We start from the raw sequence: 26995 nt of genomic DNA, 5'->3' as shown, positions 1-26995 counted from the left end.
CTTTTCAGTCCTTACAATATAGGAATTCTTTCTTCAATTTTAGCTATTTTATGTAAGTTTTCTTTTAAGAATTTATTCAAATCTTGAATGAAGAAATTTCGGTAACTAGACTTTTGAAAATTGGAATTAAATTTATGATACACCTTCATTTCTCTATCATGAAAATCAATATCATATAGATTTCGAAAATCTTCTTTTGTTCGACATTTATCAGTCTTTTTTATAAAATCTTCTCGAACGCTACAAAATGAAAAACTGATCGTTTGTACAAATTGAATTGCTTTTTCAAGTGCATCTAATAAATTTGGGAAATGGCAACAAAAATACCAAATATCAAAATCCTTTATTTTTTGATAAAAGAAACCTAAAAGTAAGACTGCTCTTTGTTGCTTGGTAAGTATATTCCATTTTGAAGTATCTTGCAGTAATTCTTCATTTTTTTTCTCTTCAAAAATTAAATAATAATAATCAAAAAATAATTTTTCAGGAACAACTCTTAATCTGTGTTTTCTTTCTATTAATCTTAACTCTTGCTTTTTTAAACTTTTTCCAATCTGTATTCCCAACAACTCATTCGTGTTGAAATCTAAATTATTCAATAACATTTTTTCGCTTTTTAAAGCAAAATTAACATTTTAAATATTAAATAATCACAATAATTCGTATTTATTTAAAAATTAAAGATTTCCAATTAACAACCAATTGGCTCTATAATTTCAGTAATTTTCCATTGACCATTTATTTTCTCGACTTTAATTTGTGTATCATAATAATATGATGTTAGTTTAGCAACTACATATCCTTTTTCTCCATTTTTTAGAAAAACTTCAAGCCATAAATAACCATCATTTACATTTATATTGCTCTCTGAAAAGGTATTAGAATCATCATTATATTCAAACTCTTCATAGGAAGCTTTTTTTATAATCTTTGCATTTAAACTTGGTTTCTTTCTAATATTTACATTTTCACCAAGAATCAACAATTTACTTTCAGATTCAAGATTATATTTAAAACTTGGAGCAAAAAACGCAAACTCTTTTGGATTTTCTTCAACTCTCATAAAACCGAAACGAAATGTATTAAAAAAACTCTTCCAAGAACTCTGAGGATTATTATCATCACTAAAAAAATATTGAATTACGGCATCCTTTGAGCATTTTGGAGAATCGCAAACATCCTTCATTATTAAAACTTTCGATGCTAAATGTTTAGCAAACCCTGCCTCGTCTTTACTAATAACACTTTGCATCAAAGAAGTTTTGAACTTCACAAAATCTGTATCCAAATAAGAATCATCTTTTATGATTTGACTAAAAGACGAAATAGAAAAAGTCATTAATAATAGTAAAAGTAGTTTTGTTTTCATTTGATTATTTTTTCAAAATAGAATATATTTCTTTAAATGTTAACTGTTCCAATATGCAACCCTCCAAGTTATTCATTTTACTTTCTCGATTACTAATATATTCAATTAGTTTTTGTTCTTTTTTAGTTAAATCTCCTATTTCCATTATACCAATAGCTCCTAACGTTTGTAATTCAAAAGAAAAAGAAGTCATCATTTTGTGTAAAGCTCCTCTATTTTTTGTTTCAACATAATCAAACATTTCTTCCGTTTCTTTTTCATAAGTGTATTTACCTCCAATAGTTATTCTTCTCGTTATATCTTTTAAAAAGTTTTTTTCTGTCAAACTTACACTATAAAATTCATTATGTTTATTTATATACTCATGTAAAAGTTTAGCTTCTTTTTTAAAAACCTTATATTCACAATTATCTTTATTATCTATATCAATCTCACCTAATAATCCAAGTACAATTTCACCATCTTTCGAAAATAAAATAATATCTTGATAATCATATAAAGCTAATTTACTATACAATCGAAAACTCCATTCTTCAAAACCAAAATCAACCTTCCTTTTAACTCTAGACGGTATATATTTATTATAACAGATTCCTTCTTTCACTAAAGAATCTATTTGAATTTGATTTACATTTTCAAGATTTGAAAAATAATCCATAGAATTAATTTGACTAACCCCCGTAAATGAACACATTAAGACTAACATTAAAATTATCTTTTTCATACCTATTTATTAAAATTTATATTTGATTTCTTAACCAACAACCGAAACTTCACTCACACCATTACTTTTCTTTTGCACCTGAATTTGTGTAGGAATTCTCTCTTTCAAACTTTCTACATGCGAAATCACTCCAATCATTTTCCCTTGTGCTTGCAGCGTTTCTAAAGTAGCCAAAACAGTTTCTAAAGTATTGTTATCCAAAGTTCCAAATCCTTCATCGATGAAAAGCGACCCAATTGTCACATTTTTACTCGACAAATCTGATAAACCAAGAGCCAAAGCTAAACTGATCAAGAATTTTTCTCCTCCACTTGAAGTATCCACCAAACGCATTTCATCTGTTTGATAATGATCGATTAATTGAAAACTCAACTCCTCTCCTTTTCCATATTTTCCTGGCATTTTCAGAGAATATCTCGGATTCAATTTCGCTAAATGCACATTTGCCAACCGAATTAAATTCTGCAAAGTCAATCGTTGCACATAAGTATTAAAAGCATCTTTCGAACCTCCAAGCAAATCAATCAATCTCTGCCATTTTCGCATTTCTTTTTCTTGCGATTCAATCAGATCATAGGTATTTTTATTTCGAAGCTTTACTTCTTTATGTTTTTCAAATTTCTGTTTTATTTCTCCTCGTTTTGTATGAATTTCTTTTAGTTTCTTCTGATTTTCGCTCAATTCTTTCTGAAATTCTTCTTCTGTTTTTTCAAAATTCTTTTCTTTTTCTAAAACTTCCAAAGTATTTTTCTGCTCTTTTTCCAAAGTTTGAATTTCCACTTCTTTTTCTCGAAGTTTCTTCTGTAAATTTTCAAATTCTGCTCTTTTTTCTTTGGACAAAACAGCTCTTTCTAAACTTTCTAGACTAGAAAATTCACTTTCTTCAATTTGGTTTAAAAGCTGATTATTTTCTTTTTCAATTTCAGATTTTAAATTCTCAATTTCCGAAGTCAATAATTCTTTTTCTTTTGTTTTTTGGTGAAAATTTTTCTCTTGCGATTGTAACTTTTCTTCTGCTTGTTTTTTCAAATTTTTCAAATCTTCCAAAACATTTTCTAATTCTTTTCGCTTAACTTCTGTAGTTTCATTCAAAGGTAAAATCGAAATTCTTTCTTCTTTAATTTTTCCAAATTTCTGTTTTAAAACTTCAATTTCTTTCGTTTTTTCCTTTTGATCAGAAGTATATTTTTTCTCATTTTCTTCCAACAACGAAAACTCTTTTTGTAAACTCACCAACAAATTTTTCACTTTAAAAAGATCTTCACTCGTGTTTCTATATTCTTTCAAAAGCGATTCTTTTTCTGCAATAAATCTACTCGCATCCTCAATTTCTGGAACTTTCCACTCATATTCTGAAAAAGCAATTTGCAAGTCTGTATTCATTTCATGAATTTCATGTTCTTGTCTTTCTTTTCTCGTAAAAATCTCTTGAATATTTTTATTCACGCTTTCTTTTTGCGCTTTCAAACTCTCAATTTCCTTATCAATTTGAGAAAATTCTTCTTTTATATCTGAAAAATCTTTTTGTTTCTTTTCTTTCGAAATTTCTAATCGCTCCAACTCCAAAATTTGCTTTTGTAAATCTGCCAACTCATCCGTTCGCTTTTCTACTTCTTTCACAATTTTCTGATGTTCTGAAACCGAAAATTCCAAATTCAATTTTGAAGATTCTTGGATTATTCCTTCCATTTCTTTCACCACAACATGTAATTGCTCCAAAATACTTTTCAGCGACTCTTCTTTTTTAGCCAAAAGCAAAGAATTTTGTTCTTTTTCTTTTTGCAAAGCTTCAAAAGTCACTTTTCGATGTTGCAATTCTTTCTCTGTTTCTGAAAGTTGCACATTTTCATATTTTTCTACAAAAGGATGCTCCAAAGAACCGCACAAACCACAAGCTTCTCCAACTTTTAGTTTTTTTCTTTCTTCTTCAAAACTTTTGATTTTTTGCTCCAATAAAAAGATTTTCTCCTGATCTTCATAAGATTTTTTTGCTTGAAAAAACTCTTTTTCCAATCGTATATTTTCTTCTTTTAATTTTAAAATTTCTGGTTCTAAATTCTTTTTATCCTTTGCTAAATGTGTTTTTTTATGATGTAAATCCACAAATCTATCCGAGAAAACTCGCAATTCTCCCCAGATATTTATTTGCTTTTGTTTTTCTTCTTTTTGACTTCTTAATAGTTTCAAATTATTTTCTTCCAACAAAGCCAATAACTCCGAAACTTCTTTCTCCAAAACATCTTTTTCTTTGATGATTTTCTCTAGAAATTCTTGTTTTGTTTTTTCTTTTTCTTGTAAATCTTGAATTTCTTTTTGCTTAGAAGTATAGCTCAGTTTTGTTGCTAAAAACTCTTCAAACTTTGTCGTTCTTAAAATCAATTTCGCATTCCAATCTTTCCATAATTCCTGAACTTCCTCCAAATATTTATACTTCGAAATATATTCGTTTAAATCTTTTTCCTTTTCTTGATTCAACTGAATTTCCTTCGAAAGTTTTTCTAAATATTCTTTGTGTTTAGCATATTCTTCTTGCAATTTTTCGATTTTATCTTTTTTCTCTAAAACCTGTTTTTTACCAGTTTCAATTTCTTGATCCAAAGAAAAAACCTTCTCCATTTTTGGTTGCCATTCTTTATTTTTTTCTTCTTGTTTTAAAACAAATTCAGCCGTTTTTTCTTTTTCTATTTTTAAATTTGAAACTTCTTTTTGAAGCATTTCTAAACTCGGAAGTAACAAACGAAATTTTGTATTTCTTTCTTCAAATTCTTTTTTATTTCGTCCAATTTTCTCTAAACTTTCCTTAAACGGATTTGCTAGAATATCTTTTTGCAACAAATCTAAAATAGTATGATTTGTTTCTTTTTCTTTGTTTAAATTTTCTTTTTCAAATGCAATTTCGGCAGCTTTTTTCTGTAAAGATTTTTGTTTTTCAAACCAATTCAAATAAATCCCAACTTGCTCCAATTCTTTCTGTAAAACTTCTTCCTGAACTGTAATTTCTTTTTCTTCTAAATTCAATTCATTTCGCTGCTCTTCCGAAAGTAAATCATCACTATTTATTTTCGCTTGCAAAGTTTCCAACTTCTTCCTTTCTGAATACAACTTAGAATTAATCGCTTCTCCAATTCGTTTATAAATTTCCTCACCTGCAATTTGTTCTAACAAAGCAGCTTTATCATTTTTTTTCGCAGACAAAAATGCAGCAAATTCACCTTGTGCTAATAAAACAGAACGTAAAAACTGATCAAAATTCAACTGTGTAATTTCTTCAATTTCTCTTTTAAATTCTGTTTTCTTTTCTGCAATAATTTTCTCTGTCGTTACATTTTTCAATCGAACTTGCTCTTTCGGACTTGCCAAAAGTTTCCCATTACTCGAAGCCAAACGAATTCCCCAAAAAGCTTCATAAATCACATTTTTACACTCAAAAAGCACCATAGAAGAAGCTTCTGTTGCACCATAACTCACCACAGGTTCCAAACGATTTATCGAAGAATTTCCACGAAAACGAGCAACTTGATGATACATTGCAATGGTTATTGCATCTAAAATTGTCGTCTTCCCAGCTCCTGTAGAACCTGTAATTGCAAACAACCCTGTATCTAAAAATGGATCCTTTGTAAAATCAATTTCTATCGGTTTTTCAGATTTTAATGAATTTATATTTTGAAGCGTAATTTTTAGGATTTTCATTTTTTGGTATTTATTGTTTCCTTTTTAAAAAAGGCTAGAGAAATAATTTATTAAACAGTTTGGGTTAAAATTGAATTACTCACCACGAGCAATACTCAAAGCTTCGCTAAAAGCATCTAAAACTTCTTGATTATTTTTCAAATCAAATTGCTGTTCTTGACATTTTAGTTTAAAAACTTCCATTGGAGACAAATCTTTCACATGTTTTGAACTTTCTATCAATTGCTCAATTCCTGCTTGATTTTGCTCTTTTTCATAACTCACTTTTAAAACTTCTACAGGAAAATCTTTAATTTCTTTTTGAATTTCACTGAACTTCGTGTGCTCTTTATCTTTTAAAACAACCTCAGCCCAAGGATTCAAACCAAATTCATTTGTAGTCAAGTTTTGCAATTTTGAAATACATTCTAAAGCATCTCCTTTTACTTTCACTACTTTTCGAAATTGTGGAATTGTAATATCTTCTACTTTTTGAATTTCATTTTCATTCGTCTCTAAAACATATACTTTTTTATCATAACCAACTTCACTAAAACTCAAAACATTTGGCGAACCAGAATAACGAATAAATTCATTTTTATCAATTTTTTGTGGTTTATGTAAATGTCCTAAAGCGATATAATCAAAAGTTTTAGAAAAATCACCAGAACCAATATCACCAAGATTCCCAATATAAATACTTTGCTCACTTTCAGAAGTTGTTCCACCAATCGCAAATAAATGTCCCATTGCAATCACAGGAACATTTTCTTTATTAATAGAATCACAATAATCGGCAACTTTTTGATAATGATTTGTCAAAGCTTTTTTATATCGATCTCCAATCTGATCAAAAGTTTCTCCAGCAACTGCTTTTCGAATATCTTGATCTCGCAAATATGGAACTGCTGCAATAATTACTTTTTCAGCATCTTTTTCAACCATAAAAACTTCATTTTCTACTTCTTCATCTGCCTTTCCAACCACATGAATTTGCAATGCTTCCAACAAAGCTTTTGGCGCATTTAGTGTTCCTGGCGCATCGTGATTTCCTCCAATAATAAAAACTTCTTTGCACTTTGTATTTCGTAATGAAATCAAAAAATCATAATAAAACTTCTGACTTTGCGTTGCAGGAACTCCAGTATCATAAATATCTCCTGCTACCAATAAAACATCTATTTCTTGTTGCTCAATTTCTTTCAACAACCAATCTAAAAATAGTTTTTGCTCTTCAAATTGCGATTGCTCGTGCAAACGGTGCCCCAAATGCCAATCAGAAGTGTGTAATAATTTCATGTTTTTAGTTTTTATAAAAAAGTAATCTAATATAGCCTCTTTTTAAGAAAAACGATAAAAGACTTTTGATTAATTTTACAAAACTATTTTATTAAAATGGAAAATAATTACGACTTTCCACATTCTTTGAAAATAAAAAAACCTCCTCCAAAAAATTGAAGAAGGTTAAACTAAAAAATGAACTAAAATATTAGTCGATAATTTTTGTTGCTACATGATACTCTTTTAATTCTTTTTCTGTCATGAAATGCACATTATCAAATGGTGCAGCTTCTAATGTGTAGAAATAAAATTTCTCTCCATATTCTTTTCCAAGACAATAATTTGAATAATCAATTAAGCTTTCATGAGCTGGAAAATCTTTAGGCAATTCTCTTGCTGTTTTATCTTCATAACAACACCAAGAATGCACTCCTATTTGCGCACCTTTTTCTACAGTTCTGTTTACTCCTGCAAGAAATAAATCCACACCACCAGAGGCGATAAAACTATTTTTAAGCGCTTTTGTATTTAATTTATTTTCTCTTAAAATTCTTCCTGTATGCACATTGATTAAATCATTTACAGAACCTGGAACAATTCCTAAAACGATCGTTTTTACTTCTGGATGATCTTTTACCAAATTTTTCATTTGAGTATATGTTTTCAAACCAAGCTCTCCATTTAAATATGCTTCATCTCCTTTTACCTCAAAAGTTGTAGTTCCCATAGAAATTAAATCTTCTAAAAATGAATAAGAAAAATCATACGAAATATTTCCACCATCTAAAGTTCCTGATAAATCTATTTTTGCTTTTCCATTTACTTCTTTTGTAGATCCTTTCAGAGTTCCTTCAGCAATTACATGAGATAGTATTTCTTCTGTAGATTTTTCTTGCTCTAATAATGGCAAAATATTTTGGTCATAATATTTTACAGGAACTTTAAAACTTGATTTCCCTATTGAGTTAAAATTTAAAGTAGAAACCAACATTTCTTCTTTTCCTTTATTTTTAAAGGACGAAAAAATCAAAACAGTTTCTCCTTCTGCAAAAATTGCTTCTTGATTATCAAACGGAATTTCTTTTCCATTAAATTTTAAGGATAAATCTTTAATCTCCTTAAGACTTTTAGCTACATATGTATCAATATAAGTCACAGGAATTGACTTTGAAGTATAATCCCAACATTTGTCTTTATACCAATATCCTTTTTTGTTTTCACAATCTTTTTCATTTGTTGATTCTATATTTTTCACCACAGAACTACAACCAATAACTGACAATGCAACAAGCACTTTCAAAATTCCATTAACATGTTTCTTCATAATGTTTTCATTTAAATATTGTCCAAAAAAAAAAGCACATACCCCAAAACCAAAAAGGTTCTGAAGTATGTGCTTTCACAAAAATTAATCGTTACTTCTCCAATTTCTTCTTCAGTGATAAGAAGTAACTTATGTTGACACAAATTTAATTAAATTCGACAATATTGCAAATAACAAAAAAACCTCGCAAAAGCGAGGTTCCAATAATTAATAATCTTTAAGACTCTGTTTTAAAAAAAATCTATTTCACAATCAGGGTATATTGTGGCGTTGGATTTAGAGGACAGAAATAAACATATTCACCTTTAGCCAAAACTACTTCTTTTGACTTCGATTTTTTATTATTTTTCACTAAAGAAGTTACGTAAGCATTTTTAATATGATGTTTTTCATCTGTTTTACCTTTTGGTGCTAAAACAAAACCTACATCATGTCCTACTCCTGCATTTTCGATTTCGAAAACATAAGTTCCTTCTGAAAGTGTTAAACTCTTTTGTGTAAACTCTCCTTTTGTTTGTTCTAAAGCTACTTTTTTAACTTTTTGTGCTTGTGCTGAAAAAGTAAAACCTAAAACCATTACTAAAATTGCTAAAAAATTCTTCATTTTAAAATTGTATTGATTGATTTGTTTATTAAAAACCTTCTTCCGAAAAAGAAGGAATTATTGTGATATAAATTAACTACTCTCTTTATTTTTCCGTTCCTGTTCCATATTCTTGGTATCCCCAACAATTTGGACATTCTTTCCCTGTTTCATGAGTGGTTCCGCATTTTGGACACTCTTTATTGCTCTTTGTATTTTCCATAATTCCTTGTTTTTGTTTTACACTACAAAGATGCGACAGATTGGAAGGTGAGAAAATGGACAAAAGTTCCTAAGGTTTGGACTTGTGAAGTTTTTGGTGATTTATTGGATAATTACCACCCCTACCCCCTCCTTTTAAAGGAGAGGAATTATACTTTTTATTTTAAAGCATAGCTATTAAATAAAATAAGTCTTCCTAAACAAGAAGACTTAAATTTTATTTTCTAAACTGTACTGGAGATTTTCCAACAGCTTTAGCAAAAAATCTTGAAAAATAAGCTGGATCATTAAATCCCAAATCGAAAGCAATTTCTTTGATGGTGGAATCAGAATATAAAAGTTGTCGTTTAGCTTCTAAGATGATTCTATTCTTTATATAATCACTCGGAGTTTCTGTTCCTATTTTTTGAAAATGTTTCGTAATCGATTTTGGCGAAAGTCCAAGTCGATTTGCATATTCTGTGACACTATGAAGTTTTCTAAAATTTTGTTCCACTAAAAGACTGAAATCTTTAAAAAGTTTCGTTTCATTATCTTCTTTTAAAATATGATTTTCTTTTTTGATTCGAACGGAAAGAATAATAAACTGTTTCAAATATGCTTGAAGCATATCATATTTCGCAGTATGCGATTCTTGAAATTCTTCTATTAAATTCTCTAAAATAAAATCTAATTTCACAACATCTTTCGCACATGGTTTTACAAATGGAGACTCATATATATTGTTAAACAAAACTCCATTACAAGCAATCTCGGCATCATGTGTTTGAATACAATAAAAATCAGGATTAAAAGTTAACTGATATGCTTCTTTTATTTTTTCTGATTCTACATTGAAAATCTGTCCTGGGGAAAGAAAAAACAAAACTCCTCCTTCAAAAGAATAACTTTCAAAATCAATATGATACGTTCCTTTTCCTTCTTTTATCCAATAAATCGAATATGCATCTACCTGCGTTGGTTTTGCTACCACACAAGCTTTTTCAAATTGCACAACTTGTAATGTAAAATTATCTTGGTAAGTGTATGTTTTTATTTCTTGAATCGCCATCCTAAAATCCGTTTCGGATTTTGTCGGAATTTTTGACAAAAACTGACATGAAAACCTCTTAAAACTTCATCACAAATAGATGGTTTTTCTTTTATATTTTAACAAAAAAAATAATATTTTCGCAAAAACAAAAAATTATGAATGATCAAAATGCTGAAATTATTATTCTATCTATTTTAATTTTCATTGTCTTCTTTATTTTAATTCTTGTTATTATTTCTATTTATTTAAAAAGAAAAAATAGAAAAATTAAAAAAAGATTATTTGAAGTTACTAAAACGAATAATTCTTTAGAAAAAGAAAAAACAGATTTAATCGAAGAAAAAAATAGTCTTGATAAAAGATTAAAATTTCTTAATGATGAAAACAAAGAACTCGAAGAAAGAAAAAAGAACCTCCAATTCGAATTGAATCGTTTAAAATTAACAAATTTAAGATCAACAGTTGATTCTCATTCCTTTAAAAACACATTAAGTACCGTTGATTATTTTGCTGATAAGACAATGATTGCAGTAAAAAGTATTTCAAAATTATTTGATTACATGCTATATGATTCTAATGATGAATATGTTTTATTAGAAAAAGAATTAGATTTTGCGAATCAATATGTTAATTTATATAAACTTAGACTTGACATTAATTATGATATCACTTCTACTATCGAAGAACTATTAGATAGTGAGTATAATGAAAATCTAAAAATTGCTCCTCTGATTTTAGCCAATTTTATTGAAAATATTTTTAAGCATGGAGATTTATCTTCTGAAGATGCTAAAATTCAAATTGAAACAAAAATATTAAATGATAATGAATTTGTTTTTGTAGCAATAAATACCATTAAATCAGAATCAAACAAAGAAAAAGGAGGGGTTGGTAAAAATAATTTCGAAGAACGACTGAAATTATTATATCCTGACAAATATGAACTACATAATAAAATTGAGAAAAATTGTTATATCGCAGAACTAAAATTAGAATTACATGAATAATAAAGAATTATGTGTTTTAGTTGATGATGAAAAAATTGCATTAGGTAACTTAAAACAAAAAATCGAAAAATTAAAACTTTTAAAAATTGAAAAAACATATACCTGTCCAGATGAATTTTTAACTAATGTTGATGATTTAAATTCTAAAATCGTATTTCTTGATATTGATATGCCTATAAAAGGTACTGAAGTGGCTAAAGAATTAAGAGGTAAAAAAATAATTTTTGTAACTGGGTCAAGTGAGATAAATAAAGAAATTACAGAAGAAATTGATGATTTAAATCATACTGGATTTATCTCTAAACCTATTAAAGATTTTAAATTAAAAAAGGTTATCAATAAAACTCTTAAAGAATTACATAATGAAAAAAAATTCATCATTCTAAAAACTCAAGATGCCTATAAAGAGAAAATTCTATTAAATAAAATTTTAAATATTAACACAAATAAACTAGAACCAAGAGATAAAACTATACATCTAACTGATGGAAGAAAAATAATTGCTAAAAATATAAAACTAGAAAAAATTTTAGATTCATTACCAGATTATTTTATGCAAGTTAATAGAAGTTGTATTATCAATAGTAATTATGCTTCAAAAATGACTCAGAAAGATGAAATAGCTCTCTGTTTTAATGAAAAAGAAATTCCTGTAGATTTAGGTGATTCTTATAGAGATAACTTTTTTCAAAAAATCCCTGATTTTAAATAGTTTTCATTACAAAAAAACTTCTATTGATTACATAAAATCACCTTTTCACTACAAATCCAAAAATCGGTTTCATTTTATCCTTTCCTTTGACAAAAAGAAAGAAAAATGAAACCGATCATTCCTAGTATAAACTACCATATAACAAAAGCTTGCAACATGAAATGTAAGTTTTGTTTTGCAACATTTCATGATATTGGAAAAGTCAAGCATGATATTAATTTTTCAAAAAAAATAATATCAGAAATAGCAAAAAACAACTTTGAAAAAATAACATTTGCTGGTGGTGAACCAACATTGATCAAAGAATTACCTGAGCTTTTAGAATATGCTAAAAATCTTGGTTTAGTAACAACTATTGTTTCAAATGGAACAAATTTAAATACTCCCAAATCACTCGAAAAAATAGCAAAATTTACCGATTGGATTGCTATCAGTATTGACTCTATTAATGATAATACAAATTTAAATTCAGGGAGAGCTATACGTGGAAAAACAGTTTTAACAGAACGATTCTATAAAGACTTATTTCAAAATTTAAAATCTAAGGATGTGAAAATTAAAATAAACACTGTAGTTTCAAATTACAATTATAAAGAATCACTTGAAGATTTTATTATAGAAACACAACCAAATAGATGGAAGATACTTCAAGCTTTGAAAGTTAATGGTCAAAATTCTCCTTTTCAAAACGAATTTAAAATAAAACATGAAGAATTTAATTTTTTTATTAAAAATAATAAACGAGCGATAAATCTATTTGAAAATGCCATTGAAACGACCGACTTGATAAAGGGTAGTTATCTTATGATTAGTCCTGATGGTAAACTTTATGATAATAATGAAGATTCCTACAAATACAGTTCTCCTATCACAGAAATTGGACTAGAGAAAGCTCTTTTACAAATTAAAATCAATAAAGAAAAATTTAAAAATCGAAATGGTTTTTATAATTGGAATTAAAATAAAGGTCTGAATAATCCGAAATATAGACTTTAAAAAAGATAGTAGGAAAAAAATTTTAAATATAATATTATGAGTAATAAACAAAATAACAACAACTCAAATCAGCAAAATGCAAACAAAGGTACTTCTGGAACAAATAAGCAATACGACAAAGGACAAGGAAACAGAGGTAAACAAATGAACCCAAATCAAAAAAAATAACTATTTGTTAAAAAAGGAATTCTAATTTTACTAGAATTCCTTTTTTATTTAAAATTCCTCCTACAAAAGACTCATTTCTAAATCTTTTTTCAAATAAAGTGGATGTTTTGGTGTACCATCTTTAGCTAAATCGATATAATGAAGTTCTTCAAATATTTCTGTAATATATTCAGGAACTCCTTCTCCATTTCCCCAAGCACAAACTACTTTTTGACATTTATTTTTCATTTCGAGTAAATTTTCAGTATTAAATTCACCTCGTTGAAAACCTGCTTCTTTTAATTCTTTAGGATATGCTGTTCTAAAAGCATAAAGATTTCCGACATACAAACCTCCAAATCCCCAATCTTTTGCATAATTAATACATCTTCTTATTGTAGGATCATCAGCATTTGCATCTGCAGTACTCGGATTCAACATTAAAAACATAACCAAAGGTTTTGTTTCATCCCATTTTCTCCAAAGTTGATATCTAAATTTTTCACAATCTGAAATTACTGCTCCTTTTTCCATTTTTTATATATTCTTTAGGGTTAATTATTTTATCTCCCTTTCTCACAAACCCTCCTAATTTTCTTTAAAATCATCCAATTATAAATCAATAATAAAATAACAAGTATGATGAACATAAAACTAAAAAGAATGTTTCCTTGTTTATCAAAATCTAATAAGCTTGAAATTTTATCTAGATACAATCCTCGGATAAAAAATGTCGTAACGGCTGCTAGAAATAGTGAGATTGTAGTTGTTAAACTAATTGTTAGTTGGTAGAATTTTGCAATTTGTTTGTAATCATATCCAATACTAAACAAATTCAAAATCATTTCTTTATTTTTCTGAATAATCAAGTTTAAGCTTAAAAATATAAAAGCAATCGATAAAATAATAATGATAATTGCTACAGCAAAGACAAAAAACAAAGCTGTTTTGAAGAAAAATAATAGTTTACTAAACTCTAATTTATCTTTACCTATTGTATAATTATTTTCATTAAAAAACTTTAAAACACCTTCATCAGAAGGTTTATTAAATTCTATAAAAACTCTACTTGTTCGTTCTTTTTTCGAAGAATTTCCAAACTCTTTGTTTGCCCAAGTTAGAAATGCATCTGGAACCAAAATAGAGTTAATTTTATTAGAAAAACCTACAATTTTACTTTTATAATTTTTAGATTTAAAACGATTTGAAATCTGAAGATTGAACTCTACATTTGAGATTGTATTTTTAGACAAAACAGGTAAACCTTGACTTTCTGCAAAACCAAAATTGTAGAGATTTAAATAATTTTCTGGTATAATAATCGGAATAAAATCTTCTGATTCTTCCCATTTCCATTCTTCCGAATCTACATCCAAATATTTATCTGGAATACTCTCGAAAAACAAATCTGTTCGAAACATCGGAAAGCCTCCAGAATCACTTGTAAATGCTTGAACTTTAAAATCCGCATTCTTAAACTTAGAAACATCTTCTATAAAATCTTGATTTTTTAAATCTAAAATTTCTTCTTCTGTAAAATAGATTTTATCTTTATTCAACGTTTTAAGAAGAGAAATTCTCTTACTAATAATAGCCGATTGATTTTTAAAAACATCTGATTCTTGGTTCAATAATGGTTTTAAATCAAAATATAATTGTGAAATTAAAAGTAAAATCGAAATCCCAACAAATAAGGTAAATGCATATCCTATTATTTGAGATTTTATCAGTGTTTTTTTCTGAAGTTTTAATAGCATATTTAAAGATTTAAAACACAATTGTATTTAAAAAAAGAAACTTCCCCTAAAGAAGTCATAATCAAACTAGCATTTCTATTTTCTAGTTCTTCGTCAATTATTTTAGTAAGAATTTCAATATTTTCTGAATCTAAATGACTGAAAGGTTCGTCTAAAAGTAAAAAATCAAAAGACTGACACAAAGCTCTGATGATTGCAATTCTTTGTCTTTGTCCTAAAGAAAAATTCTTAACTAACTGATCTTTTTTCTCTAGTAGTTGTACTCTTTTTATCAGTTCTTCTATTTCTTTTTCTGTTTTAAAATTCGTCAATTTATTTTTCAACTGAATATTTTCAAACAAAGTCAGTTCTGGGAATAATTTAAAATCTTGAAAAACATAGCTGATATTTCTTTTTCTATAATCAAACACCTTTTTCCCCTCAAAAGAAGTATCGTATTTTATTTCTCCTTCAAAGTTCAGATTATTTCCATAAATAAAATTAAGAATAGAAGTTTTTCCGTGTCCAGAATTTGCTTTGATCAAATATTTTTTTCCTTTTTCAAAAACGACACGTAACTGAAGATAAATGTCAGAAGCCTTTACCTCAGCTTCTGACATATATTTTGGTTTTACATTTTTTAATTCGATTTGCATCTTACAAATTAAAATGATAACATCTTTTTGTAATTTTTATCTATAGTTTTAATAATCGTATTCAAACTATTGTTTTCGCTATCGTTTAATTTTAAAATAATCTTAGAAGAAGTAGTATTGTTTTGCTCCATTTCTACGCTATTCATTAAAGAATTCCAAGTATCGTATACAAATTTCTCATCCTTTCTTTGGTATTTTGTAAAGTCATTTTGTAATGTTTCTGGATATGTCGAAAAGTTTAAATTAGCATACATATACACTGGATTGTTTTCCATTTCACTTGCATATTCTGAAGATTTTAAACTATTTGCAGCATAACCTCCATTTGCAAATTTTTCGATTCCATCTTTACTTGAAGTAATGTACATTAACTCCTCATTGTAAGCAAAATAAAGTGGAGCATCTCCTCGAAGATTCATTTTATAATATCCATTTTCTTTTTCAAATTCTGATTCTTGAGAAAGTTTTTCTATAATTTTCTCTGTAACTTTTGTTCCGTTCAAATCAAAAGCAATTCCCATCTGCGGAGATAAAACTGTTCTTTCTATCATCTCATCGTTATAATAAGATTTATAAGAATATGTATAATTTTCAAAACCAGAAAGTGTGAAAACTGCACTTCCTCCTAATTCTTCAAAAATATCTTTAAAAGTGAATCCCATTTCTTTTTGAAACTCCGAATCCATTTTCATTAAATCTTCTCTTTCAGAAAACATTTTATAATAAGCCATCGGATTGATTGAAGTACTTGCTATCACATATTCTTCTTTAGGAAAATAATTCACAAGACTTTTATTTAATTTATCTCCTAATACTTTATCAGCATTCATTTTCTCTTGAAGCTCTTTGTTTAAATCCATTTTTGTTGAAAGAATAATTTCTCCATCTTCAAAATCTAAATAAGCACTCAAATAATTATCATTGATATCAAAACCAACTTCTTTCTCCATTCTATCTATATTATCCATGTGCTCTACGATATTTGAAGAAAGCCATAAACTCACATCTTTTTTATTTTTATAAAATTCTGTAAACTTTTTGTTAGCTGTAATCTGATCTCCACCAGAAAGTTCAAAAATTCTTTTGATTTGACCTTCTAAAGATTTTCTTGCTCCATAATTCATTGCAGATAAAAACACTGCTTTATTATCATCCCAAGCAAATGCAAATTCTCTTTGAAAAGCAATGTAAGAATATTTTGCTTCACTAGTTACTTCAAAATTTGCTCCCATAGCTTTGTAAACAGATCTTAAAAGATTTTCAAAATCTTCTTTACTTGTAAGTTCTATAGCTGTACAAAAAATAGCATTTCTTTCTCCTTCATTTAAAAGAAACCCGACAACATCTTTACGAAAGTCGATTCCTAAATTTAAAGGATTTCCCATCAAAGCTTTTAATTCTTGCGATGCTTCCGACTTATCATTTTTAAATTCTTTTTGCATCATTTTGAAAAACTCCAAGTCTTGAAGCTCATACAACTTTCCTTTTTTAGTCAGAGAAAACACATCAAAAACAGTAACAAAATCTGTTTCTTTTGGAATCACTTTTAAATTTTCTGGAGAACTTGTACATGAAGTAAATAACAACATACCAATTCCTACTAGAATCATTCCTAGTAGTCTCATTTTCTTTAACTGTTTCATAATTTAATTTTAAATTTTACAATTTTTATTAAAAAGCAATATTTTAATATTTAAGATACAAATATCTTTCTTTTACATTTCGCATACAATATATTTTATATTTATTTTAGATATAATATTTTACTTTTACCCACAAAAAAATAAACTTTGAAAAAACATTTTTTCCTACAAGCTTGGTTAAATTAGCAGAAGAAGAAATCAGAAGTTTTAAATAAAAAATGACAGAACAAGAAGAAAAAAAAGTACACGAATATTTAAACAGATATCATTTTTTCGAAAAAGAAGAAGTAAATCTTCTATTGAAAGAACTTGAATTTGTTACTTATAAAAAGAAAGAATTTGTTTTAGAAAAAGGAGAAAAATGCAAGTATCAATATTTTATTTTGGAAGGTTTGGTTCGTTTTTTCTATGAAGACAAAGAAGGAACTGCACATACTTTTCAGTTTGGAATTGAAAATTGGTGGTTTACACACTATGAAAGTTTTGTACTTCAAATTCCTTCTGAAGATTTTATTCAATGTCTAGAGAAAACAAAACTTCTACGAATTTCAAAAGAAAAGCTGGAAATTCTTTTTGATAAACTTCCGAAGCTAGAAAAAGTTTTTAGAATCATCGCAGAAAATACTTTGATTGCTGTAAATCGAAGAAATCGTTTTTATATGGAAATGGATGGGATAGAAAAATATAATTTTTTGATCAAATCTTTTCCAGATATTTCACAGAGAATTCCACAATATATTATTGCTTCCTATCTACAAATGACACCAGAATATTTGAGCAACCTTCGGAAGAAATCACTTTCTTAAGATATCTTAAGAAGATTGCAAAAAGCTGTCCCTAATTTTGAAATCAGATAATTATTAAAAATTCAAATTATGGGACAGATTACATTTAATGACATTCCTAAAGGAATGTTCGAACACTTAAGAAACATTGAAGATTTTTCAAATTCATTTACTTTACCTTTTTCTTTATTAGAATTAATCCGACTTCGAGTTTCTCAAATAAATGCTTGTGCTTATTGTGTTGATATGCATCACAAAGAGCTAAAAGCAGCTGGAGAATCAGAACTTCGACTAGCTACTTTAGTGGTTTGGGAAGAAATGGATGTTTTTACAGATCAAGAAAAAACAACTTTAGCTTTTGCTGAGAAAGTTACTCGTGTTGAAAAAATTCCGAATTCTCTTTTTGAAAAACTTGAAAACTTCTATTCTAAAGAAGAAATTGCAATGCTTTCTTTGGTTGTTACACAAATCAATACTTGGAATCGTTTAATGAGAACTTTTGAATTTAAAGCTGGAGAATATGAAGTTTCTAATTAGAATTTATTTTTTCAATTCCATTTTCATTTAAAACCTTATCTAAATAGCATCTAATTCTTGAATAATTAAAAATATTCAATAGATTCGATGTTTTAAAAAAATCAAGAAGTTTCCCTAGAGATTTCTTGATTTTTTGTTTAAAAATAAATCCATTTTTTACACTATCTTTCCAAAAAATTTAAAAAAAACTGTCACAGCAAAGTTGTCCCCAAGTCTTTATTATAGAATTTCTAAGAAATGGATGAATTAATACTTAAATGTAAAAAAGGAAATAAGGGAGCTCAGATGGATATTTACAAAAAATATTTCCATGCAATGTATAATACTTCTTATCGTATTTTGAATAATCAGTACGAGGCAGAAGATGTGATGCAAGAAGCTTTTTTGGCTGCTTTTACAAAAATTGATTCTTATAAAGGAGAAGTTACTTTTGGTGCTTGGTTAAAACGAATTGTAATTAACAAAAGTATCACAGCGCTGAATAAATATAAACAAACTGAAACACATTCCTTAGAAATTGCTTACGAATCCGCAGAAGAAGATATTGACAATTCTGTTTTTCTTTCGGATGATGTGAATGTAAAAATTATTTTAGATTGCATTCAAAAATTGAAAGAAAATTACCGAATTGGCGTAACGCTTCATCTGATTGAAGGATACGATTATGAAGAAATCTCTAGTATTATGAATATTTCGTACGACAATAGTAGAGCAATTGTTTCTAGAGCAAAAGCAAAACTTAGAAAAATGTTGATTGATAATTCAGAGATTTCGTTGAACAATAGATTTAAAAGAAAATAATCCTTAAACTTTTTATACAATATGAATAACAAGTTTGACATACATGAACCTTCAGAATTTCACTTAGAAAGGTTTGAAAAAAAACTAAAGGAGCAAGCAGATTTATCAGTTCCTAAGAAAAAATCATATCAAAAGTATTATTTAGCAATTGCTGCTTCTCTTCTACTTTTGGTGGGAATTGGAATTGGAAAAATCATCAGTCCTGTTACTACTGTTGGAAAATTACAGGGGAAAGATTTAGCCTCTGTATCTCCAAAAATGGAAAAAACACAATTGTATTATACCAATGTTCTGAACGAAGAACTGGATAAAATTCGTCAGCTCGAAAATCCTGAAAACAAAAAAGTTATTGATGATTTTTTAAAGCAAATCGAAAAACTGGAAACAGAATATACGAAACTGACTATTGAATTGGAAAAAAGTGGAAATCAAAAAGTAATTTTTGCCATGATATCCAATTATCAAAAAAGAATTGAGATTCTACAAAATCTGATTCTAACATTAGAAAAAATAAACTCTCATAAAACAATTAATAATGAAAACTTCTCTTAAAATAACACTAATTTGTTTCTTATGCTTGCCTCTTTTCTTATTTGCGCAAAAACAAGAACAATTAGACATCATCGAAAAAACTTTTGATGTTGAAAAGAACAGTACTTTAGAAGTTTCTAATTCTTACGGAAATATCAATCTAAATACTTGGGATCAGAATAAAATCTATATCAAAATCGTCAAAAAAGTTAAAGGAAAATCTAAAGAAAAAGTTGAAAAATTAGCTAGAAAAATCACATTTGATTTTGAAAACAGAAACAATAAAGTAGTTGCAGAAACGAATATCGGAAACTTTGGAAATTATGGTTCTGGAAATCTATCAATGCAAATCGATTATTTTATCAATGCACCAAAATCTGTAATCACAAATTTGAAAAATGAATATGGAAATATTATTATTGATGATCTATATAATTCAACAAAAATCCAATGTGCATACGGAAGTTTGGTTGCACATAGTTTGAATAATTCTATCAATAAAATTGTCTTAGAATATTCAGATGGTTCTACCATTGATTTTGCAAATGAAATTGATTTAAACACAGATTATTCAAATGTTTCAATAGTGAAAGCAAATTATGTAAAGTTACTTTCTGATTATTCAAATATTAAAATGGAAAATATTGAAAATCTAGATTTTAATATTGATTATGGAAACCTTTCTATTGATCAAGTAAAAAATGCAAAAGGAAATAGCGAATATACAAATCTTGAAATTGGAGAAATGCAAAACGTTTTAAATGTTGTTTTGAGCTACGGAAGCATTAAAGTAAAAGACATTTCTACAGATTTTTCAGATATTAATTTAAGAACAGCTTATGCTGGTGTAAAACTGCAATTTCCTGAAGACATTTCTTTTAACTTTGATTTATTTACAGAATATGGAAGTATCTCAGAATTGAACAAAATGTTAATCAGAGAAAACTTCCAAGAAAACACTTCGCACAAACTAAAAGGAGTATATAACGAACAAAAAAACAAAAAGAATTTACCAAAAATAAAAGTAACATCGAGTTATAATTCAATACGTTTACAAACAAAATAAAAATTAATCATGAAACACATTTTAAGCATATTAGTATTTTTTGTTGCTATCACGACAGCAAATGCACAGTGGAAAAAAGTAAAAGGGAATAAAAATGTAATCACTGCTACAAGAGAAGTGAGCGATTTTCAAGGAATCAAAAGTTCTGGTTCTTTTGACGTGGAACTTACAGACGATAATTATGGTACATTAGAAATTACCGCTGAAGAAAATTTAATGGAATACATCATTACAAATGTGGATGATAATATTCTAAGAATTGGATTTAAAAAAGGATATAACATTAGAGCAAATAAGCCTTTAAAAATCAAAGTTCCTGTGAAGTTTTTAAATTATGTGAAACTTTCTGGATCAGGAAATTTAGTTTCAGATGTTTCTCTTAAAAACAAACAATTCGAATTAGGTGTTTCTGGTTCTGGTGATATCGAAATGAAAAATATCAAGAGTGAGGAAATCTTTGTTACAATGTCAGGTTCTGGAGACATGGAATTAGAAGGAAAGACAAATAAATTGAGTATCAAAATTTCTGGTTCGGCAGACTTTAGCGGAAAAAAATTAGATAGTAATGAAACTTCTATCAAAATTTCTGGATCAGGAAATGCAACTGTTGTAGCTAACGAAACTCTAAAAGGAAAAGTTTCTGGTTCTGGAGATATTTACTACAAAGGAAATCCTAAAACATTGAACGTAAAAACTAGTGGTTCTGGAGATGTTGAAAAATTATAATTCAACTGACTTTTATCAAAATATGGAAATACAAAAACCAATTCATTTACGAATTGGTTTTTTGTTTTTTATAAATCTATCCAAAAATTTAATAAAGATATTTTCGGAAATTTAACTGACCTATTTTTAAAATTGTAAAAATATAGAAGTTTGAAAAAAGTAGACGAGAAACTGTTTGAGCGATAGCGAGTTTTTTGAGTCTTTTTCTAACTTCGTAGATTTTTGATTTTAAAAATACAAGTCTTGATTTTTTTGGTTCGTTTTTTTATCAAGAAAAAAATGAATGATTAAATTTTAAAAAAATAAACCTTACACTACTGCGCAATTAAATTCATTTGCTTCTGCCCTTCTTCTACTCTATCAGCCAAAGCAACTGTTGCTGCTACAGCACCTAACGGAATACAGAAAAGAAAACCTACGAAAGGAATCATTGTAATTAGCATAAAAACACTCCCATTTCCAATAGCTCTCCATTTATTATCTCTTACAAAAACAATACTTTGTTTGTATTTAAAAAATCTTTCTAGAGTATAATCCATATTTCCAAAACCAGCATAATAAGCTTGAATTAAAAAGATCAATACAACAAAAACAATTCCTACTACAGGAATTAAACTAAAAAGTAATAATGGGATTGTAAGTCCAAGTTCGATTAAAAGATTTCGAACGTTTACTCGAATTCCTCGCATCAAACTTTCTCCAAAAGAAATCTTAATTTCATTTGTTTTTAAATCAGGATTCAAATGATTCATTACTTTCTCTGCTACCGGACTCATAAATGGTGCAGCAGCAGCCATTACGATGTGTTTGTAAACAATCATTCCTAAGGCCAAAACAATTAACCCTCCAAGGAAATTGCTAACTCCTTGAAAAAAACTTTTACCAAAATCCCAAACCCAAATTTTACCAATATAATACCCAAGATTATCCGAAAGACCATAAGAAGAAAATAAAATTAAACTACCTACAGCTAAACTTATCAATACAGGAATCAGTAATGCTTTTCCAAGATTTAACTTAAATATTAAAGAAATTGCTTTAAAATAAGCTCCAATTGACTTTATCATTGTATAATTTTTTGATTTGTACAATACTATATATTTTTTCTCTAAAACGCACCTTTTTTCCATAAAAAAACACCTACAAAAAAATTGTAGATGTTCTAATTAAAGGGCAATAATTCATCTTATAAAAATGCAATACAAAAATTCAACCAACAGCTATTTTTAATCCTAATCTTATAAACCAAATAGCTAATAAAAGCACAATTAAATTATTACCCAATTTCTATCCTCTTACCAAAGGCATCATGCTAGAAAGTTTATAATCTCTAGCTATCTCAATAAAATGATCGATTTGGTAAAAACGCATAAAATTCTTTGCAGAAAGCTCTTTCATAATCTTTTTCAAATAATCCTTTTTCAAATTTTCTAGGTTCAAAGTAACTTCCATTACTTCCAAACTCATTTTCTTAATCTGACGATCATTCAATTCAGAAATATCTTTTACAGACATCTTCAATTGTTCTTTAACCAAAGGTTCTCTTTTCTTCAAATATTCATTCAATAAAGGCCAAAAAGCTTCCTTTTCTTTTTTCGAAAAAGTCATATTATACAACAAAACATCCTTATACTCATCATTTGCATAAGTAATCACGTCTTCAATTTGCTTGTCCGAAACTTGTGCATTCACGCTAAAACTCGCCAAAACAATCATTAAAAAAACAAACATATTTTTCATAATTTCTAAATTTTAATTTTAAACTTAAACTGTTTCACTTAAAACCCATTTATATTTCAAACAGATTCTTTTAATTATGAAGCAAAAATCTAAAATCTAGAAATAGCATTTTTTGACTTGAATCAAAATCGTATTAAATTTTATTTTATTTGGGCGTTTCCCTACGGGTCGAGCTTTCCGTTATATCTTTTGTTCCGTACCTCCACAAAAGGATGCCACTGCAATCCCTAACGCAATTTATTGCAAAACCTAACTATACCTCAACACCATTCTGAATCTTCTCATACGGACTCAAATCCACTTCTGGAAAGTATTTTTGCATGCGTTTTTTAAAACCTTCATATATCTCAGGGTTTTGAACAGCTAGTAAATAATTCCACATATGCATTCCACGAGTCTGAAGCATCATTTCTAATAAGAAGTCCATGTCGTCTGTGATGTGAATAAGGTTCATATATTCATCATCAAAACTATGACGCAGATAAGATCTTAAGACTCCATCAGCAATAGGCTCAATTATGATCTCTGTATAGTTGTCTTGATAAAATAAATACTTACCCTTTAACTGTGGAAGTTGTTCTTGATTCGAATCAAAATATTTAAGCGCAGTATCTGAAGGTTTCCAATTACCATCAACATAGACACCAAAGATATTATCTAGTCGTAAAGTCTTAACACTAGCACTAGCAAATTGATTATCATCTCCATTGATCAGCCATTTAAATAAAGTTCCCCACAGACCGCCAGATAACTCAAACATATAAGCTTTGAAAGCATCAGGAAGAGTATATCCTAACCTTAGTTCTAGATTATAAAATTCTTGTGGTACTCTGGCTACTTTTGTCCAAATATAATTATCAGTTGCTTGATCTAATACCGTAATTCCTTCTGGAACTTTATCCGGATTGAGAACATCGAACCATCGTTGTCCGAATCGATATGTTCTTAGAATACTATTGATGGAGTGCTCAGGATTGGTATGTTCTCTATGCGAAAAAGCACTTAAGTCAACCTCAGGAAACAGCTCTTCCATATTTTCAAAAAAACCATCGTAAAGCGTGTTTTTTAATTGAAGTGGATAGTCCTCAGTAAGATAAAGTTGCCACCTAAACAAGCCTTTGGTTTTGACTAATAAATCCAAATACTCCTCTATTTTTACTTGCAGTTTATGCAGTGTACCATCTTCCAGATACAAATATAATTCATGCGTTTCAGCTGTAAACTTTACAAAAACAGTTGTTCCAGTTTCATCAATAGCAAATAAATGATAATCTCCTGTTTTTAACCAATATCCAATACATTTATCATACTCACTTACATATCCTTCTTGAATTTCTTCATTTATATATTCAATAATTTCTTTAGTTTTATTGATATAGTATCCAATAGGCATGATACAAGATCCGCCATAGATGAGAATATTTTGCTTTGAACTAGAATGATGGTATTTCCATTCGGTAATTAATTTTGAGAATTTAGAATCATAAAGTGAACAAAAATCCTCTGACAATTTAAATTCAAATTTCTTTTGAAATTTATTTCTATATTCGTTTTCTTTTTTCTTCCTATCTGGATTTATAAAATCTGTGGTAATTAAATAATTTGAATAATTATCAAGAAATAGTTTATTACTTTCGATTTTTTCTTCAAAAAGATCTATCTCGTCTTCTAATATATTAATGTCAATCATATTTTTTTCAATTTCAATTTTCTTCTTTTCCTATTAATTATTGTATACTCAATTTTTTCCATGATTTTTTTCTATTGCTCATTTTTTTAAAATATTTTATACTTCTATCAATAAGTCATAAATTATTCGTCTATCTAAATCAAAAACCTTATAAATCATTAAATATAAAATAAATAAACCTAAAAAAACAAAATACCAAAACAAGTATTCCTATAACAATTTGGGCGTTTCCCTACGGGTCGGGCTTTCCGTTATATCTTTTGTTCCGTACCTCCACAAAAGGATGCCACTGCAATCCCTAACGCAGTTAATTACATTTTCACAAAAGTTCTCGATATCAAAATAAAAGCAATTTTTCTTATTTATCAGCTAGATAGTCTTTCATGGAGAAGTCGCAATCCTCTGGTTCTAAATATCGTTCACAGGAGATGAATTTGTCTGTATTTTCAAAAGAAAGGTCACCATAACCATCTGACATTTTCCAATACTTATTTCCATAATCTCCATCATCTTCAGTAACCCATGCCTTTTTTGCGATTTTGAGATTATCTTCTACTTTAGTGATGAAAAAGCAATTGAAATATTCTAAATTAAACTCATCTCCATCTTTGCTTGACACATAAGCCAAATACAAGTCACCATACTTTTCATGACTATAATGACTTAATTTGAAGAGGTGACGAGGAGAGAACTTTGAAGCATCTTTATTTCGTTCATAAAAATCATCACTTTTATGAACTAATACTCTTACTAAACCAAATTTGTTGTGTAATTTCTCAATACAGAAAGAGTGCATTTTATCTATTTTCTGTTTTGTATTGTCAGTATCTCTTTTAGTCGAAGCGTGCCACGCTTCAACTTCAGCTTCAAAAAAAGAGTTTAAAAATTGTTTTATTTCATTCATTATCGCAATTTATTTTTCTGTTAAATAATCGTTCATTGAAAATTCGCATTCTGTTGGCTCTAAATAGCGTTCACAAGAAATGAATGTTCCTAAGTTTCCAAAAAACAAATCATTAACTCCTTCACTTTCTCTCCAATATTTTTCTTCTGTTTGTTCATCTTCAGAGAAAATAAATCTTTTAATTATTTTTAATTTGTCATCAATAAACGTAATACATAAACACATGAAATAGTTTTGACTATAGCTAGAATTCGGATTATCTATAGACACATAAGCCAAATACAAATCACCGTATTTTTCATTTTTATAATGACTGATTTTGAAGAGGTGGCGGGTGTTTTTAGGTAATGGACTCAGCAATGTTGACTTATAATAGCCCTCATTATCTAATTCATTTAAAGGTACAATCCCGAAAGAATTTTTTAAATCTTGTATTAAAAAAGTATTCATTTCTTCTAATCTTGCATTATAAAGATCTAAATCACGAAATCTTCTTGAAATTCGAGCATCGGTTTCAATGTCTAAAAATAATTTTAAAAAATTATATATTTTCTTCATTTCATCAATTATTTTTCTGTTAAATAATCTTTCATAGAAAATTCGCAACTACTTGGTTCCAGATATCGTTCGCAGGAGATGAATTTTCCAGCAGTTTCGAAGGTTATATTTTGTAAACCTTCCCCCTCTACCCAATCATATGTATAATCATATTCATTTTGACTTTTAAAATAACTCTTCACTATTTGTAATTTGTTATTAATATTTGCAATAAAAAAACAATTGAAATATTTAATACTAGACATTCGAGGGGAATTTATAGATACATATGCCAAATACAAGTCACCATATTTTTCATGACTATAATAACTTAATTTGAAGAGATGACGAGGATTAGATTTTGGAGCATCTTTATTTCGTTCATAAAAATCATCACTTTCATAAACTAATGTTCTTACTAAACCAAATTTGTTATGTAATTTCTCAATACAAAAAGAGTGCATTTTATCAATTTTCTGTCTTGTATCGTCAGTATCTCTTTTAGTCGAAGCGTGCCATGCTTCAACTTCAGCATCAAAAAAAGAATTTAAAAATTGTTTTATTTCGTTCATT

Annotated in this window: 28 protein-coding genes; 10 read left to right on the top strand and 18 right to left on the bottom strand. The window is 28.0% G+C overall.

All coding sequences use genetic code 11. From position 1 onward, the window contains the following. Positions 1 to 11: 11 nt before the first annotated feature. The 8 genes from I0K12_RS10295 to I0K12_RS10260 form a co-directional block, all read right to left on the bottom strand. Positions 12 to 605, bottom strand: coding sequence for a hypothetical protein (locus tag I0K12_RS10295; protein WP_196887712.1), 594 nt, complete (start codon positions 603 to 605; stop codon positions 12 to 14). Between the two features lie 86 nt (positions 606 to 691). After that, positions 692 to 1369: an SH3 domain-containing protein gene (locus I0K12_RS10290; RefSeq protein WP_196887710.1), complete on the bottom strand. Its 678-nt coding sequence runs from the start codon at positions 1367 to 1369 to the stop codon at positions 692 to 694. 4 nt (positions 1370 to 1373) lie between these two features. Continuing rightward, positions 1374 to 2093, bottom strand: a complete 720-nt coding sequence (locus I0K12_RS10285; protein WP_196887708.1) for a hypothetical protein — start codon at positions 2091 to 2093, stop codon at positions 1374 to 1376. A gap of 30 nt (positions 2094 to 2123) precedes the next feature. Beyond that, on the bottom strand, positions 2124 to 5786 hold the full coding sequence (locus I0K12_RS10280; RefSeq protein ID WP_196887706.1) for an SbcC/MukB-like Walker B domain-containing protein: 3663 nt from the start codon (positions 5784 to 5786) through the stop codon (positions 2124 to 2126). 75 nt (positions 5787 to 5861) lie between these two features. Then, on the bottom strand, positions 5862 to 7064 hold the full coding sequence (locus I0K12_RS10275; protein ID WP_196887703.1) for an exonuclease SbcCD subunit D C-terminal domain-containing protein: 1203 nt from the start codon (positions 7062 to 7064) through the stop codon (positions 5862 to 5864). Positions 7065 to 7254: 190 nt separating this feature from the next. Next, positions 7255 to 8370 carry a hypothetical protein gene (locus tag I0K12_RS10270; RefSeq protein WP_196887701.1) on the bottom strand — a complete coding sequence of 372 codons (1116 nt, stop codon included), beginning with the start codon at positions 8368 to 8370 and terminating at the stop codon, positions 7255 to 7257. 241 nt (positions 8371 to 8611) lie between these two features. After that, the gene (locus tag I0K12_RS10265) at positions 8612 to 8974 is read right to left on the bottom strand and encodes a cupredoxin domain-containing protein (protein ID WP_196887700.1); all 363 of its coding nucleotides are present in this window, start codon (positions 8972 to 8974) and stop codon (positions 8612 to 8614) included. A gap of 418 nt (positions 8975 to 9392) precedes the next feature. After that, entirely contained in the window at positions 9393 to 10226 is an 834-nt protein-coding gene (locus I0K12_RS10260) for a helix-turn-helix domain-containing protein (protein ID WP_196887698.1), read from the bottom strand. A gap of 137 nt (positions 10227 to 10363) precedes the next feature. Here I0K12_RS10260 and I0K12_RS10255 point away from each other — a divergent pair, with 137 nt between their 5' ends. The 4 genes from I0K12_RS10255 to I0K12_RS22105 all read left to right on the top strand — a co-directional run bounded on the left by I0K12_RS10255 (position 10364) and on the right by I0K12_RS22105 (position 13091). Next, positions 10364 to 11215 (top strand): histidine kinase, encoded by an 852-nt coding sequence (locus tag I0K12_RS10255; protein WP_196887696.1) that lies wholly within the window; start codon positions 10364 to 10366, stop codon positions 11213 to 11215. Beyond that, positions 11208 to 11927 (top strand): LytR/AlgR family response regulator transcription factor, encoded by a 720-nt coding sequence (locus I0K12_RS10250; protein WP_196887693.1) that lies wholly within the window; start codon positions 11208 to 11210, stop codon positions 11925 to 11927. Before I0K12_RS10255 ends, I0K12_RS10250 begins: the two co-directional genes overlap by 8 nt. Positions 11928 to 12032: 105 nt before the next feature. Then, the gene (locus I0K12_RS10245; RefSeq protein ID WP_255552893.1) at positions 12033 to 12887 is read left to right on the top strand and encodes a viperin family antiviral radical SAM protein; all 855 of its coding nucleotides are present in this window, start codon (positions 12033 to 12035) and stop codon (positions 12885 to 12887) included. Positions 12888 to 12959: 72 nt separating this feature from the next. Next, the gene (locus I0K12_RS22105; RefSeq protein ID WP_255552892.1) at positions 12960 to 13091 is read left to right on the top strand and encodes a hypothetical protein; all 132 of its coding nucleotides are present in this window, start codon (positions 12960 to 12962) and stop codon (positions 13089 to 13091) included. A gap of 60 nt (positions 13092 to 13151) precedes the next feature. Here I0K12_RS22105 and I0K12_RS10240 read toward each other — a convergent pair whose 3' ends face one another. Genes I0K12_RS10240 through I0K12_RS10225 form a run of 4 tightly spaced genes read right to left on the bottom strand, consistent with a single transcriptional unit; the run spans position 13152 to position 17105 of the window. After that, on the bottom strand, positions 13152 to 13604 hold the full coding sequence (locus I0K12_RS10240) for a DUF1643 domain-containing protein (RefSeq protein WP_196887689.1): 453 nt from the start codon (positions 13602 to 13604) through the stop codon (positions 13152 to 13154). Positions 13605 to 13633: 29 nt separating this feature from the next. Then, positions 13634 to 14827 (bottom strand): ABC transporter permease, encoded by a 1194-nt coding sequence (locus I0K12_RS10235; RefSeq protein WP_196887688.1) that lies wholly within the window; start codon positions 14825 to 14827, stop codon positions 13634 to 13636. Between the two features lie 2 nt (positions 14828 to 14829). After that, on the bottom strand, positions 14830 to 15462 hold the full coding sequence (locus I0K12_RS10230) for an ATP-binding cassette domain-containing protein (RefSeq protein WP_231372738.1): 633 nt from the start codon (positions 15460 to 15462) through the stop codon (positions 14830 to 14832). An 8-nt stretch (positions 15463 to 15470) separates the two neighbouring features. Beyond that, complete coding sequence (locus tag I0K12_RS10225; RefSeq protein WP_196887686.1) at positions 15471 to 17105, bottom strand: DUF4836 family protein; 1635 nt, start codon at positions 17103 to 17105, stop codon at positions 15471 to 15473. A 218-nt stretch (positions 17106 to 17323) separates the two neighbouring features. Between I0K12_RS10225 and I0K12_RS10220 the strand changes: the two genes are divergently transcribed. The 6 genes from I0K12_RS10220 to I0K12_RS10195 all read left to right on the top strand — a co-directional run bounded on the left by I0K12_RS10220 (position 17324) and on the right by I0K12_RS10195 (position 21551). Further along, on the top strand, positions 17324 to 17911 hold the full coding sequence (locus tag I0K12_RS10220; protein ID WP_196887685.1) for a Crp/Fnr family transcriptional regulator: 588 nt from the start codon (positions 17324 to 17326) through the stop codon (positions 17909 to 17911). Between the two features lie 69 nt (positions 17912 to 17980). Continuing rightward, positions 17981 to 18427, top strand: a complete 447-nt coding sequence (locus I0K12_RS10215) for a carboxymuconolactone decarboxylase family protein (protein WP_196887683.1) — start codon at positions 17981 to 17983, stop codon at positions 18425 to 18427. Between the two features lie 237 nt (positions 18428 to 18664). Beyond that, the gene (locus I0K12_RS10210; protein ID WP_196887682.1) at positions 18665 to 19228 is read left to right on the top strand and encodes an RNA polymerase sigma factor; all 564 of its coding nucleotides are present in this window, start codon (positions 18665 to 18667) and stop codon (positions 19226 to 19228) included. 21 nt (positions 19229 to 19249) lie between these two features. Continuing rightward, a complete protein-coding gene (locus I0K12_RS10205; protein WP_196887680.1) occupies positions 19250 to 19780 on the top strand; it encodes a hypothetical protein in 531 nt (176 codons plus the stop codon). After that, positions 19764 to 20825 carry a hypothetical protein gene (locus tag I0K12_RS10200; protein ID WP_196887679.1) on the top strand — a complete coding sequence of 354 codons (1062 nt, stop codon included), beginning with the start codon at positions 19764 to 19766 and terminating at the stop codon, positions 20823 to 20825. The genes I0K12_RS10205 and I0K12_RS10200 overlap by 17 nt, the downstream gene beginning before the upstream one ends. A gap of 9 nt (positions 20826 to 20834) precedes the next feature. Next, complete coding sequence (locus tag I0K12_RS10195; protein ID WP_196887678.1) at positions 20835 to 21551, top strand: head GIN domain-containing protein; 717 nt, start codon at positions 20835 to 20837, stop codon at positions 21549 to 21551. A gap of 314 nt (positions 21552 to 21865) precedes the next feature. Here I0K12_RS10195 and I0K12_RS10190 read toward each other — a convergent pair whose 3' ends face one another. The 6 genes from I0K12_RS10190 to I0K12_RS10165 all read right to left on the bottom strand — a co-directional run bounded on the left by I0K12_RS10190 (position 21866) and on the right by I0K12_RS10165 (position 26994). Further along, on the bottom strand, positions 21866 to 22618 hold the full coding sequence (locus I0K12_RS10190) for an EI24 domain-containing protein (RefSeq protein ID WP_196887677.1): 753 nt from the start codon (positions 22616 to 22618) through the stop codon (positions 21866 to 21868). A gap of 220 nt (positions 22619 to 22838) precedes the next feature. Further along, positions 22839 to 23291, bottom strand: a complete 453-nt coding sequence (locus I0K12_RS10185) for a hypothetical protein (RefSeq protein ID WP_196887676.1) — start codon at positions 23289 to 23291, stop codon at positions 22839 to 22841. Between the two features lie 253 nt (positions 23292 to 23544). Next, positions 23545 to 24981: a hypothetical protein gene (locus I0K12_RS10180; RefSeq protein ID WP_196887675.1), complete on the bottom strand. Its 1437-nt coding sequence runs from the start codon at positions 24979 to 24981 to the stop codon at positions 23545 to 23547. A gap of 358 nt (positions 24982 to 25339) precedes the next feature. Further along, positions 25340 to 25885 carry a hypothetical protein gene (locus tag I0K12_RS10175; RefSeq protein WP_196887674.1) on the bottom strand — a complete coding sequence of 182 codons (546 nt, stop codon included), beginning with the start codon at positions 25883 to 25885 and terminating at the stop codon, positions 25340 to 25342. A gap of 9 nt (positions 25886 to 25894) precedes the next feature. Continuing rightward, positions 25895 to 26443: a hypothetical protein gene (locus I0K12_RS10170; protein WP_196887673.1), complete on the bottom strand. Its 549-nt coding sequence runs from the start codon at positions 26441 to 26443 to the stop codon at positions 25895 to 25897. 8 nt (positions 26444 to 26451) lie between these two features. Continuing rightward, complete coding sequence (locus tag I0K12_RS10165; protein ID WP_196887671.1) at positions 26452 to 26994, bottom strand: hypothetical protein; 543 nt, start codon at positions 26992 to 26994, stop codon at positions 26452 to 26454. Position 26995 lies beyond the last annotated feature (1 nt).

The organism is Aureivirga sp. CE67, assembly GCF_015767245.1.
In the GTDB taxonomy this organism is placed as follows: domain Bacteria; phylum Bacteroidota; class Bacteroidia; order Flavobacteriales; family Flavobacteriaceae; genus Aureivirga.
The sequence above is the reverse complement of the archived record's forward strand: the minus strand, read 5'-3'. Positions and strand labels throughout refer to the sequence as shown.

What these genes read in the sequence shown, in the direction of transcription:
- I0K12_RS10295 (WP_196887712.1), bottom strand. Translation starts at nt 605, where the DNA reads ATGTTATTGAATAATTTAGATTTCAACACGAATGAGTTGTTGGGAATA.
- I0K12_RS10290 (WP_196887710.1), bottom strand. Translation starts at nt 1,369, where the DNA reads ATGAAAACAAAACTACTTTTACTATTATTAATGACTTTTTCTATTTCG.
- I0K12_RS10285 (WP_196887708.1), bottom strand. Translation starts at nt 2,093, where the DNA reads ATGAAAAAGATAATTTTAATGTTAGTCTTAATGTGTTCATTTACGGGG.
- I0K12_RS10280 (WP_196887706.1), bottom strand. Translation starts at nt 5,786, where the DNA reads ATGAAAATCCTAAAAATTACGCTTCAAAATATAAATTCATTAAAATCT.
- I0K12_RS10275 (WP_196887703.1), bottom strand. Translation starts at nt 7,064, where the DNA reads ATGAAATTATTACACACTTCTGATTGGCATTTGGGGCACCGTTTGCAC.
- I0K12_RS10270 (WP_196887701.1), bottom strand. Translation starts at nt 8,370, where the DNA reads ATGAAGAAACATGTTAATGGAATTTTGAAAGTGCTTGTTGCATTGTCA.
- I0K12_RS10265 (WP_196887700.1), bottom strand. Translation starts at nt 8,974, where the DNA reads ATGAAGAATTTTTTAGCAATTTTAGTAATGGTTTTAGGTTTTACTTTT.
- I0K12_RS10260 (WP_196887698.1), bottom strand. Translation starts at nt 10,226, where the DNA reads ATGGCGATTCAAGAAATAAAAACATACACTTACCAAGATAATTTTACA.
- I0K12_RS10255 (WP_196887696.1), top strand. Translation starts at nt 10,364, where the DNA reads ATGAATGATCAAAATGCTGAAATTATTATTCTATCTATTTTAATTTTC.
- I0K12_RS10250 (WP_196887693.1), top strand. Translation starts at nt 11,208, where the DNA reads ATGAATAATAAAGAATTATGTGTTTTAGTTGATGATGAAAAAATTGCA.
- I0K12_RS10245 (WP_255552893.1), top strand. Translation starts at nt 12,033, where the DNA reads ATGAAACCGATCATTCCTAGTATAAACTACCATATAACAAAAGCTTGC.
- I0K12_RS22105 (WP_255552892.1), top strand. Translation starts at nt 12,960, where the DNA reads ATGAGTAATAAACAAAATAACAACAACTCAAATCAGCAAAATGCAAAC.
- I0K12_RS10240 (WP_196887689.1), bottom strand. Translation starts at nt 13,604, where the DNA reads ATGGAAAAAGGAGCAGTAATTTCAGATTGTGAAAAATTTAGATATCAA.
- I0K12_RS10235 (WP_196887688.1), bottom strand. Translation starts at nt 14,827, where the DNA reads ATGCTATTAAAACTTCAGAAAAAAACACTGATAAAATCTCAAATAATA.
- I0K12_RS10230 (WP_231372738.1), bottom strand. Translation starts at nt 15,462, where the DNA reads ATGCAAATCGAATTAAAAAATGTAAAACCAAAATATATGTCAGAAGCT.
- I0K12_RS10225 (WP_196887686.1), bottom strand. Translation starts at nt 17,105, where the DNA reads ATGAAACAGTTAAAGAAAATGAGACTACTAGGAATGATTCTAGTAGGA.
- I0K12_RS10220 (WP_196887685.1), top strand. Translation starts at nt 17,324, where the DNA reads ATGACAGAACAAGAAGAAAAAAAAGTACACGAATATTTAAACAGATAT.
- I0K12_RS10215 (WP_196887683.1), top strand. Translation starts at nt 17,981, where the DNA reads ATGGGACAGATTACATTTAATGACATTCCTAAAGGAATGTTCGAACAC.
- I0K12_RS10210 (WP_196887682.1), top strand. Translation starts at nt 18,665, where the DNA reads ATGGATGAATTAATACTTAAATGTAAAAAAGGAAATAAGGGAGCTCAG.
- I0K12_RS10205 (WP_196887680.1), top strand. Translation starts at nt 19,250, where the DNA reads ATGAATAACAAGTTTGACATACATGAACCTTCAGAATTTCACTTAGAA.
- I0K12_RS10200 (WP_196887679.1), top strand. Translation starts at nt 19,764, where the DNA reads ATGAAAACTTCTCTTAAAATAACACTAATTTGTTTCTTATGCTTGCCT.
- I0K12_RS10195 (WP_196887678.1), top strand. Translation starts at nt 20,835, where the DNA reads ATGAAACACATTTTAAGCATATTAGTATTTTTTGTTGCTATCACGACA.
- I0K12_RS10190 (WP_196887677.1), bottom strand. Translation starts at nt 22,618, where the DNA reads ATGATAAAGTCAATTGGAGCTTATTTTAAAGCAATTTCTTTAATATTT.
- I0K12_RS10185 (WP_196887676.1), bottom strand. Translation starts at nt 23,291, where the DNA reads ATGAAAAATATGTTTGTTTTTTTAATGATTGTTTTGGCGAGTTTTAGC.
- I0K12_RS10180 (WP_196887675.1), bottom strand. Translation starts at nt 24,981, where the DNA reads ATGATTGACATTAATATATTAGAAGACGAGATAGATCTTTTTGAAGAA.
- I0K12_RS10175 (WP_196887674.1), bottom strand. Translation starts at nt 25,885, where the DNA reads ATGAATGAAATAAAACAATTTTTAAACTCTTTTTTTGAAGCTGAAGTT.
- I0K12_RS10170 (WP_196887673.1), bottom strand. Translation starts at nt 26,443, where the DNA reads ATGAAGAAAATATATAATTTTTTAAAATTATTTTTAGACATTGAAACC.
- I0K12_RS10165 (WP_196887671.1), bottom strand. Translation starts at nt 26,994, where the DNA reads ATGAACGAAATAAAACAATTTTTAAATTCTTTTTTTGATGCTGAAGTT.